The sequence below is a fragment of the Streptomyces sp. NPDC052040 genome (assembly GCF_044548405.1).
Taxonomy (GTDB): domain Bacteria; phylum Actinomycetota; class Actinomycetes; order Streptomycetales; family Streptomycetaceae; genus Streptomyces.
Map to the genome: position 1 here is coordinate 66335 of NZ_JBIUBV010000025.1, position 11102 is coordinate 77436.

An 11102-nucleotide genomic window follows, 5' to 3' on the forward strand; every position below is an offset into this window, starting at 1 on the left:
TCTCCATTCGGTGGAACGGGATTCCCGAAGGGCCGGGTTCCCGGGGAGGGGTGAAGCGGTCGGAAGGTGAGGACTGGTGGATCAGGAGTGGTACGAGGCGGCGGCCAGCGGGGCGGGCGCCAGGATCCGCCGGAAGACGGCCAGCGCCCGGTCGATGTCCGCCTCGCCGACTCCGGCGTGGGTGACCGCGCGGATGCGGCCGCGGCCCAGCTCCGCCAGGCGGACGCCCTCGGCCCAGGCCAGGGACATGAACTCGGCCTGCGACAGGCCGGGGGTGTCGACCCGGAAGAAGACCATGTTGGTCTCGACGGGCTCCACGGTGACGCCGGGGATCTCGGTGAGGCCCTCGGCGAACCGCCTGGCGGTGGCGTGGTCGTCGCCCAGCCGGGCGGTCATCTCGCGCAGGGCCACCAGGCCCGCCGCGGCGACCACGCCGGACTGGCGCATACCGCCGCCGAGCATCTTGCGCAGGCGGCGCACCGTGACGATGAACTCGGCGCCGCCCGCGACGATGGAGCCGACCGGGGCGGACAGGTTCTTGGACAGGCAGAACTGCACCGAGTCCGCGTACCCGGCGATGACCTGCGCCGGGACGCCCGCGACCAGGGCGGCGTTGAAGATCCGCGCGCCGTCCAGATGGACCGCCAGGCCGCGCGACCGGGCCAGCGCGGTGACCTCGGCGAGGTACTCCAGCGGCAGGACGCGGCCCCCGGCGCGGTTCTGGGGGTTCTCCAGGCACAGCAGGGCCGGAAGTGCGAACTGCGGGTCGTCGGGGTCCGGGGGGAAGGCGGCCTCGATGTCGGCGAGTGCCATCGTGCCGTCGGCGGCGTTGGCCACCGGTTCGACGACGACGCCTCCGCAGTAGGAGGCGCCGCCCGCCTCGTAGATGTAGATGTCCGACTCGGCACCGGCCAGGGCCTTGGTGCCGCGGGGGCAGTGGGCGAGGATGGCGGCGAGGTTGGCCATGGTGCCGCTCGGCATGAAGCAGGCGTCCTCCTTGCCGAGCAAGGACGCGGCGAGCAGCTCCAGTTCGCGGGCGGTGGGGTCCTCCCCGTAGACGTCGTCCCCGAGGGGAGCGGTCGTCATCGCCTCCAGCATCCGCGGTGTCGGCAGGGTGAAGGTGTCGCTCCGCAGCTCCACCACGTCCGAGGGGCCGGTGCCGTGCCGGGCCGTGCTAGCCATGGGTGTTCTCCTTCTGTGAAGTGGGCGCGGCCTGCGCCGTGGCGCGGCTCGTGAGCGCGGAGACGGCATCGCGGAGCCGTTCGTCCGCGTCCTGCCAGTGGGTGGTCCACCCGGTGAGCCTCCTGTCGTGCTCCAGCCATCGCGCGGCGATGGGTTCGATGCTCCGTTCGAAGGAGGGCAGGCCCGGGCCGCCGCCGAACTCGGCCGCCTGCCAGACCGTTTCGGGCCGTACCTCCTGCGGGGGCCCGGCGGGCGCATTGCCCTGCGCGGCGAGTGCGGACCACAGGGTGTCGGCCCGGCCCTCGACCACGGCGAGGGCGGCCTCGCCGACCTGGTGGTGGGCCCGGCGGAACGGCACCCCGCGCCGCACCAGCCACTCCGCGGTCGCGGTCGCGTCGGTGAGTCCCTCGGTCGCTCGCGCGGCCATGGCCTCCGGGACCGGTTCCGCGCCCTCGTGGGCCAGCCGCAGGATCCGTACCGCGTCGATGGTGGCGTGCAGGGCCGGCATCACATGGCTCATGGCCTCGGTGCCGACGGCGATGGAGTTGGTGAAGGGGGTGCCGCGCATCGCGGTCGCCGCGGCCATGAAACCGCCGAGCGCGGCCGCGGACTTGCCCTGGACATGCTCCAGGACGAAGGCGTTGCGCTTCTGCGGCATCATCGAACTCGACCCGACCAGCCCGTCGGGGATGGTCACCAGGCCGAATTCGGCGCTGGACCACATCAGCAGATCGAGGGCGGCGCGGTCGAGGGTGACCCCCAGCACCGCGGCGGCGGACAGCAGGCGCAGCGCCGTGTCCCGGGTGGCGATCGCGTCGACCGAGTTGCGGACCGGGTCGCCGAAGCCGAGCAGTTCGGCCGTGCGGTCCGGGTCGATGGGGATGGTGGTGCCGCCGATGGAGCCTGCCCCGAGCGGACAGCGGTCGAGCGTCCGGCCCGCCTGGTCCAGCGCCTCGGCGTCGCGCTCCAGGGCGTGGGCCAGCCCCAGCAGATAGTGGCCGTAGGTGATGGGCACGGCGGCCTGGAAGTGGGTGTAGGCCGGCATCAGGACCTCGCGGTACCTGCGTGCCCGGTCGGTGAGTACGGCGCCGAGGCCGCTCAGTTCGGCGGACAGGCGGCGGAAGGGCTCGCGCAGCGCCAGTTGGAGGCAGGTGGCGCCGAGGTCGTTGCGGGAGCGCCCGGTCTGGAGGACACCACCGGTCTCCTCGCCGAGTGTCTCGATCAGATGGCCCTCGTAGGCGAGGTAGAGGCCGCGCGGGGTGGGGCGGTCCTCCAGGGGCTCGTAGTCCTTCTCGCGCAGTTCCGAGATCGCCGAGAGCAGGGCCGATGCCGTCTCCCGGCTGGTGATGCCGCGCTCGGTCAGCATGACGACATGGGCGAGGTCTACGTGCGAAATGCGGTCGAGCTCCGCCTTCCAGGCGGGGCGCGGCGGTTCGGGGCGCTCCAGCAGCATCCGGCGTATCTCGGGAGAGGCCGCGGTCCGCAGCCGCCCGGAGTTGCCGTTCGTGCTGGTGTTGGCGTTCGTCATGCCGGTACCTCCTCTCCGGTGAGCAGGGCGGGGCGGATCCGGTGCAGGCCCTCGGCGGCGGCCGCGGCGGCCGCCGCCGGGGAGTCGCCCCGGGCCAGCACATGGCCGATGCGGTCCCGGAAGTCACCGGCGAGGGCGACCCGGTCCCCCGGTTCGCGGTAGATCTCGACATCGATGACGCCGGGTGCGGTGCGCGCCTCCGCGACCCCGTCGACATGGGAGAGCACTCCGTCGCCCGGGGCGGTCACAAAGCGGATGGCGGCCCCGCCGCGGGGGGTCGCGCCGGGCGCGGAGGGCCGCCCGGCGAACGCCTTCACCGTCTCCAGGATCAGGTCGACGCCGGTCGCCTCCTGCACCAGCCGGGGGATCCAGCCCCCGGCCAGCCGGGGGTTCACCTCGATCAGTACGGGCCCGTCGGGGCCGAGCCGCAGTTCCACATGGGCCGGGCCGAGGGTCAGGCCGAGGGCCCGGACCGCGGCCTCGGCGGCCGCGGTGACCGCCTCGCGCGCCTCGGGTGCGAGCGGCGCGGGGAAGTCGTGCCCGGTCTCCACGAACAGCGGCAGCTCGCCCAGGTGCTTGCGGGTCACGCCGACCACGGCGCCGCTCTGGACCTCCGCCGAGTACTCGTCGCCGGTGACGAACTCCTCGACGGTGAGGCGGCGCGGCACGGGCACGCCCCGTTCGTTGTGCTCCCGGGCCAGTACCGTGGCCGCGTGCCGGGCCGTCTCGTCCGGGTCGGTGCACAGCCGGACGCCGAGGCTCCCGCTGCCGGTGACCGGCTTGACCACGACCGGGTAGCCGAGGGATCCGGCCGCCTCCAGCGTCTCGTGCACGCTTCCCGTCACCGTGAACCGCGGGACGCGTACGCCCGCTTCGGCGAGCACGCGCCGCTGGGCTCCCTTGTCGCGGACCGCGGCGACGGCGTCCGGGGCATGGCCCGGCAGGCCCAGTGCGGCGGCGGCCGCGGCGGCGGTGCCCACGAAGTAGTCGGAGCTGGTGGTGATGCCCGCGAGCCGCCGGGTGGCGGCCAGGGCCCGGCAGGCGTCCACCACGGCTTCGGTGGAGTCCGTGTCGGTCGGTACGGCCTCGACGGCGCCGCTCCAGGCGTAGCGGGCCGGATCGGCGGCCAGCAGCACGGGGTGCAGTCCGAGGGTCCGGGCCGCCTCGGGGAAGAGCCGTCCGGTGCCGGTGGTGTTGCTCTCCACCAGGACGAGGAGGTCGCCGCTCATACCGCGACTCCGTCCATCAGGGTGACGACCTCCTCGCGGGTCCGCCTGTTCCAGGCGTACCGCGACCAGGAACCGCCCACCTCGGTGGGGTGGTCCAGGGTGCGGGGGCCGTCGGGGATCTCGGCGGTGAGCAGGTCGTTGCGACGCATCCAGGCGTCGTTGTAGACGGTGCTGGTGTAGCGGTGGCCCTCGTCCGGGAAGAGGGCGACGACCCTGAGGCCGGGGTGGCGCCGCGCGTACCAGCGGGCGACATGGTGTGCGGCGCCGCTGGTGGGGCCCATGTAGAGGCAGTGGTCGGAGTGCAGCCTCCGGGTCGCCGCGAACGCCTGGGGGGCGTCCAGCCAGTGCACCTCGTCGAACAGGGTGTGGTCCAGGACCGGCGGGACCAGTCCGTTGCCGAGGCCGCGCAGCTGCCGCGGTCCGGCGGGCGCCCCGAAGAGGACACTGCCGGGGGTGTCCACACCGATGAGCTTCATCCGCGGGTTGAGGGCGCGCAGGAAGGAGCCGATGCCGGAGGAGGAGCCGCCCGAACCGACCGGGCAGACCAGGGCGTCGAGGCTGCCGAGGCTCTCCAGCAGGAGTTCGGCGACCGCACCGTACGACACCGGGTTGAGCGGGTTGTCGTACTGGCCCGGTGTGAAGTACGAGTCCAGCCGGGACTGGATGCGGGCCACCCGGTCGAGGCGGGCCTGCTGCACCCCCTTGGCCTGGAGTTCGGGTCCTGAGACGATGCTCACCCGGGCGCCGAGGGCTTCCAGGCGCCGCCGCAGGGGCGGGTCGATCGCCGGGTCGCCGACGAGGACCAGCGGGATGTTCCGCAGACGGCACACCATGGCGAGGCCGAGGCCGAAGGTGCCCGAGGTGGTCTCCACCACGGTGGCGTCCGGTGCCAGCGCGCCGGTGTCGGCGGCGCTGCGGAGGATGAAGTGGGCGGGCAGCAGCTTCATCAGATGGAAGGCCGCCGCGTAGAGGTCGTCCTCCAGGCGGATGACCTTGGGCAGGACGTGGCCGTCGACCACGCTGCTGAAGGGCTTACGACTCGCGTGCGTAAGAGACATGGCTGTCGCTCCCGGCTGTGTAGCGCCAATGGTCGGTCAGTCGCAGTTCGGCGAGGCGGCGGGCGGCGAGGGCCGTCTGCGCCTCGAGCCGGGGTCGGTAGGGGTCGAAGAGCAGGCCCGCCACGGTGCCGCTGTGCGCCACCTGGATGCCCAGGGCCTCCGTCTCCTCGGCGATCTCCTGGAGCCGCTGGAAGTGCGGCACGGCCAGGAAGCGCTGGTTGATGCGGGCGCTGGCGGTGGCGATGCGTCCCAGTTCGGTGATGTCGCCCCGGCCGATGGCGCGCCGCATCAGTCCGCGCAGCGCGCGGAAGCACTCGATCTCCCAGGCGTTGTACCGGGCGGGCGGCAGGGACAGGGTGTCGATCTCCTTGTCCACGGTGGAGAAGCCGAGCACCTCGAAGGGCAGGGTGGGCCGGTGGAAGTCCTCGATCACCGCGCCTTCCCGCTGGGCGAACAGCAGCATGCGGTCGGAGTAGATCAGCGGGTCGGTGGCGGCTTCGGCGCCGACGGCGATCCGGGCGATGCTCTCCGGTGCCAGCCGTCGGCCGACCGCGGCGAGGACGGCGAGGATCGCCGCCGTCACATCGCTGGTCGACGAGCCGAGTCCGCGGCCCACGGCGACATCGCCGCGCAGCTCCAGATGGCCGCCGTAGGTGCTCATGCCGAGGAAGTCGAGGGTGTTGCGGGCCGCGTCGAGCGCCTTGGTCTTCCAGGCGGGAGTGACGGTGAGTTCGGGCTCCCAGGGGCTCAGCCGTACCGTGGCGTTGCTCGCGAACAGGGGGCAGGGCAGGGTGACGAGGCCGCGGCGGAGTCTGCCGCCGTCCTCGAACACGCCTTGCAGCAGCTCGCCGTGGTGGCTGGGGGCGGTCCCCGTGCCCAGGAGCGTGCCGTGGTCGAGTTCTCCGGGTGCCGTCCGCAGCCGTGCGTGGCCGTGGCCGCCCGGTGATGCCAGGAGTTCCTGGCTCTTCAGGCCGATCTCCACCTACGCCTCCTCGGTGGTGTGGGTCGTGGTGTCGGGGTTCCGCGCGAGGGTTGTGGCGGTGCGCGGGGACCGGGCGATCTCGGCGATACGGGCCGCCAGTTCGCCGACATGGGGCGGGTGGACCATGTCGTGGTGGTTGCCGGGGACCGGCACCCGGTGGACTCGGCCGCGGGTGAGGGCCGCCCAGGCGACGGGGTCGACGTCGGGGCTCTTCAGGGTGGGGTGGCTCTCGGAGACGGTCAGCAGATGGACGTCCGCGGAGACCGTCGCGCCGGGGCGGTAACGGGCGGCCGCGAGGCCGTTCGCGCGGGCCACGGCGACCATGCGGCGCACCGCCGTGGACTCGACCCGACCGGGCAGTCTGCCCGCCTGGTGCGACTGGCGCACCAGGGCGGCGATCAGCTGCTCGTCGTCGAGCGACTCGATCTCCTCGGCGGCGAGTCCGGCGTCGGCGCCGAACCGGGTCAGCACGTCCTCGTCGCCGACCAGGTCCTCCGAGCCGGGGACCGGGGAGTCGAGCAGGATCAGGGCCTCGACGGGCCGTCCGGCGCGTTCCAGCCGGACCGCCATCTCGTAGGCGACGACACCGCCGAAGGACCAGCCGGCGAGGAGCCGGGGCCCCTCGGGGGCGACTTCCCCGATCTCCTGGAGATAGCGTTCCGCCAGTTCCTCGACGGTGTTCAGGGGGGTGGCCTCGGTGTTGTAGCCGACGGCCTCGATGCCGTGCACGGCCAGTTTCCCGTCCAGTTCCCGGCCGAGGCTGACGAAGGAGCTGACACCGCCTCCGTGCGGGTGCACCAGGAACAGCGCTTCCGCCGGGTCGGGTCCGGCCGCCAGGGGTACGAGGAGCCGGTCGGCGACGGCGGACACGTCCGGCAGCGCCGCGCAGAGGCCTTCGATGGTCGGTTCCCGGAAGAAGGCGCTGAGGGGGACGCTCACACCCAGCTCCCGCCGTACCGCCTCGATCAGTTCGAAGGCGGTCAGCGAGTTGCCGCCCGCGGCGAAGAAGTCGTCCCGGACGCCCACGGGTGAGCGCCCGAGGACCCGTTCGCAGATCGAGGTGACCCGGAGTTCCAGGGCGTCGCGCGGGTTGACCGGTTCCGTGCCGCCGGTCCAGTCGGGCTCGGGCAGTTGCTTGCGGTCCACCTTGCCGTTCGGTGTCATCGGCATCTCGTCCAGGCCTACGACGACGGCCGGGACCATGTACGGCGGGAGGTGTTCGGTGAGGAAGCCGCGCAGTCCCGCCTCGTCGGGCCGGTCGCGCCAGGAGACATGGCCGATGATGCGGCGGCCCATCCCTTCCCCTGCCGTGGTCACCGCGGCGCGGGCCACCGCGGGGTGGCGCTGGATCACCGCCTCGATCTCCCCCAGTTCGATCCGGTGGCCCCGGATCTTGACCTGGGTGTCCTCCCGGCCGATGTACTCCAGCGTGCCGTCCGGGAGCCACCGGGCGAGGTCACCGGTCCGGTAGAGCCGCCCGCCCGCGGTGAACGGGTCCGGCACGAACCGCTCGGCGGTCAGCCCGGGGCGGCCCGCGTAGCCGCGGGTGACTCCGGAGCCGCCGATGAGCAGTTCACCGACCGCGCCGATCGGTGCCAGCCGCAGTTGGTCGTCGACCACGTACACCTGGGTGTTGGCGACCGGCCGGCCGACGGGGACCGATCCGGCGGGGTTGTCGGGGGCGACCCGGTGCAGGGTGGAGTAGACGGTGGTCTCGGTCGGGCCGTAGAGGTTCCACAGCCGGGACACCCTGGGCGCCAGTTCGGCGGCCAGTTGCGGGGACAGCGCCTCGCCGCCGGACACGGCTTGGAGGGCGCCGCCCTCCCAGCCGCTGAGCACCAGCAGATGCCAGGTCGCGGGTGTCGCCGCCATCACGGTCGCGCCGCGCTCGGCGAGCAGTTGCGCAAGACCGGCTCCGTCCGAGGCGGTCGCACGGTCCACGATCACCAGACGCGCACCGCAGCTGAGCGGTACGAACAGTTCGAGTACGGCGGCGTCGAAGGCGATGGTGGTGACGGTGCAGAGCACGTCCTCGGTGGAGAGTCCGAGGGTGCGGGCCATGTCCTGGACGAAGTTGGTCAGTCCGCGGTGCGGGACCATCACTCCCTTGGGCCGCCCGGTCGAGCCCGAGGTGTAGATGACATACGCCAGGTCGTCCCGGTGGAGCGGTGCGGGCTCCGCCGTCTCCTGGGCCGGGGTGGCCGGGAGGGGTTCGCCGACGTCGATGACGCGGATGGTGTCGTCGAGTCCGAGCGGGTCGGCGAGTGCGGCCCGGGTGAGCAGGAGCCGGGTGCCGCTGTCGGCCAGGGTGTAGTGCAGCCGGTCGCGCGGATAGGTGGATTCGAGGGGAAGGTAGGACGCTCCGGCCTTGAGGACCGCGAGCAGCGACACCACCATGTCCGGGGACCGTTCGAGCATCACCCCGACCGGTGCCTGCCGGCCCGCACCCGCCGCGCGCAGCACCGCGGCGAGTGCGGTGGACCGTTCGGCGAGCTGGGCGTAGGTCACTTCCTCGCCGTCCGGGCCGACCAGGGCGGTCGTGTCGGGGGTGCGCCCGGCCTGCTCGTCGATCAGCTCATGGACGAAGCGGTCCGTCTCGGGCCGTGCGCTGTCGTTCCAGTCGTACCGCAGCAGCCGCTGCTCCCCCGGGGTGAGCACCTCCAGATCGCTCAGCCGGGTGTCGGGCCGGGCCACCACCTGGGCGAGGATGCCCCGGTAGTGTTCGGCGAAGCGGGCGACGGTCTCCGCGTCGAAGATGTCGGTGGCGTAGGAGAGCAGTACCTCCATCCGCTCCCCCTGGGTGACCACCGTGACATCGAGGTCGAAGCGGGCGGTGTCCGCCTCGACCGGCAGCGACCGGACCGAGACGCCGGGCAGCTCCAGCCGGGAGGTCTGCTCCTCGACGAGGTTGAACATCAGCTGGAACAGCGGGTTGCGGCTCAGGTCGCGCTCCGGCCGCAGCTCGTCGACCAGCAGGTCGAACGGCAGCTCCTGGTGCTCGTAGGCATCCAGCATGGTGCCGCGGACCCGGGAGATCAGTTCGGCGAAGGTGGGGTTGCCGTCCAGGTCGGTGCGGAGCAGCACGGTGTTCACGAAGAACCCGATCAGCCGTTCCGTCTCCTCCCGCATCCGGCCGGAGATCGGAATGCCGACGGTGATGTCCCTGCTCGCCGAGTGCCGGGACACCAGCGCCGCGAAGGCCGCGAAGAGCACCATGAAGGGGGTCGCGTGGCGGGAGCGGGCGAGGTCGCGGACCCCGCGGGCGACGGACGGGTCGATCACATGGGACAGCCGTGCGCCCCGGCCGCTGCGCACCGCGGGCCGCGGGTGGTCGGTGCGCAGTTCGGTCGCCTGGGCACCCGCCAGGGTCTGCTTCCAGTGGGTCAGCTCCCCGGCCAGGTTCCCGGCGTCGAGGTGCCGCGCGGCCCAGGCGGCGTAGTCGGCGTACTGCATCGGCAGCGCGGGCAGTTCGGGCCGTCGGCCGGTCGCGAAGGCCCCGTAGGCCTCGGAGAGTTCGGACCACAGGATCTGCATCGAGGCGGCGTCCACGGCAATGTGGTGGACGACCACGGTGAACAGATGCCGCTGCCCGGGCAGTTGGACGAGGTGGGCGCGGAGCCAGCGGGCCTCGCTGAGGTCGAACGGCCGGTCCGCGTCGGCCCGGCTGAGCCGCAGTGCCTCCTCGTAGGCCTCCTCGGCGGGCAGGTGGCGCAGGTCGGTGCGCCGGACGGTGATCCCGGACGCCGGTTCGGCGTGCAGGCACGGGGCCCCGCCCGCGTCCTTCACGACACGCGAGCGCAGGATGCTGTGCCGCTCGACGACGAGGGCGAGTGCCGCGTCGAGTGCGTCCGCGTCGAGCGGCCCGGTCAGGTCCAGGACCTGCGCCATGTTGTACTCGACGAGTTCGGGGCGGAGCTGTTCGAGGAACCACACCCGCCGTTGTGCCGCCGACAGCGGGGCATCGGCGACCGCGGCCCGGGTGAGCGTCGGTCCCTCGTCGCCCAGCTCCTGTTCGATGCTGGGGCTCATGGTCATGAGGGGTTCCTCTCCTCGGTCGCGTCGCGGGCGGGCAGCATGTGCTCGACGGCGGCGGCCATGGTCCGGATGGTCGAGTTGTCGAAGATCACCGAAAGAGGGACCTGGGCGGACAGGGCGCTGCGCAGCCGGGAGATGATCCGGGTGGCCAGCAGGGAGTGACCGCCCAGGGCGAAGAAGTCCGCGCCGACATCGAGGTCCTCGCGGCCCAGCACCTCCGCCCAGATTCCGGCGACCAGTTCCTCGGCCTCGCTGCGCGGCCGGGCGGTGGACTCGGCCGCCGTGAACTGCGGTTCCGGCAGGGCCCGGTAGTCGGTCTTGCCGTTGGCGTTGACCGGGATCCGGTCGAGCACCGTGATGCTGGACGGGATCATGTAGATCGGCAACTGGTCGGCCAGGTAGGCATTCAGCTCTACGAGGAGGTCCTCACCGGCCGTGTCCTCCTGGACGGTGACATACGCCACGAGACGCTGGTCGCCGGGTGCGGGCTCCCACTTGACCACCACGGCGTCGCGGATGCCGGGGAAGCGGCGCAGGGTGTGCTCGATCTCGGCGGGCTCGATCCGGATACCGCGGATCTTGACCTGGCTGTCCGCCCGGCCCAGGAACGTCAGCGTCCCGTTCGCCCGCCACACACCACGGTCACCCGTGCGGTAGAGCCGCTCCCCCGGAAGGAAGGGATGCGGGATGAACGCTCCCGCGGTCTTGCGGGCATCGCCGAGGTAGCCCCGGGCCAGTCCCACTCCACCGAGATACAGATCACCGGGGACGCCGACCGGGACCGGGTTGAGCTGCTCGTCGAGCACCAGGACCTGGTTGTTGGCGATCGCCTCGCCCAGGGGTACGACTCCTGCCCACCGGTCCTCGGGTGCGCATTCATGGGCGGTGGAGTCGATCGACACCTCTGTCGCACCCCACTGGTTGTAGAGCCGCGCTCCGGTGTCGCCCAGCCGGTCGTAGAAGGTACCGACGAGGTCGGGGCGGAGTGCCTCTCCGCTGGAGATCACATACCGCAGGCCCGACAGCCCCCGGCGGCGGTCCTCGGTGATCTCGTCGCAGAACAGGCTCAGCATGCTCGGCACGAAATG

The 11102-nt window shown here is 72.5% G+C and carries 7 protein-coding genes; all 7 read right to left on the reverse strand.

Translation table 11 applies throughout. The features are described 5' to 3' along the window. Nucleotides 1-81 precede the first annotated feature (81 nt). The gene (locus ACIHAA_RS30830; protein ID WP_399822959.1) at nucleotides 82-1182 is read right to left on the reverse strand and encodes a GntG family PLP-dependent aldolase; all 1101 of its coding nucleotides are present in this window, start codon (nucleotides 1180-1182) and stop codon (nucleotides 82-84) included. Then, a complete protein-coding gene (argH, locus tag ACIHAA_RS30835) occupies nucleotides 1175-2710 on the reverse strand; it encodes an argininosuccinate lyase (RefSeq protein WP_399822961.1) in 1536 nt (511 codons plus the stop codon). The genes ACIHAA_RS30830 and argH overlap by 8 nt, the downstream gene beginning before the upstream one ends. Next, on the reverse strand, nucleotides 2707-3939 hold the full coding sequence (locus ACIHAA_RS30840; RefSeq protein WP_399822963.1) for an ATP-grasp domain-containing protein: 1233 nt from the start codon (nucleotides 3937-3939) through the stop codon (nucleotides 2707-2709). Before ACIHAA_RS30840 ends, argH begins: the two co-directional genes overlap by 4 nt. Next, entirely contained in the window at nucleotides 3936-4997 is a 1062-nt protein-coding gene (locus ACIHAA_RS30845; protein WP_399822965.1) for a pyridoxal-phosphate dependent enzyme, read from the reverse strand. The genes ACIHAA_RS30840 and ACIHAA_RS30845 overlap by 4 nt, the downstream gene beginning before the upstream one ends. After that, nucleotides 4972-5979, reverse strand: a complete 1008-nt coding sequence (locus tag ACIHAA_RS30850) for a GHMP kinase (RefSeq protein WP_399822967.1) — start codon at nucleotides 5977-5979, stop codon at nucleotides 4972-4974. Before ACIHAA_RS30850 ends, ACIHAA_RS30845 begins: the two co-directional genes overlap by 26 nt. After that, complete coding sequence (locus tag ACIHAA_RS30855; protein WP_399822969.1) at nucleotides 5980-10014, reverse strand: amino acid adenylation domain-containing protein; 4035 nt, start codon at nucleotides 10012-10014, stop codon at nucleotides 5980-5982. After that, a partial coding sequence (locus ACIHAA_RS30860; protein ID WP_399822971.1) for an AMP-binding protein occupies nucleotides 10011-11102 on the reverse strand: 1092 nt, incomplete at its 5' end. The genes ACIHAA_RS30860 and ACIHAA_RS30855, both read right to left, overlap by 4 nt.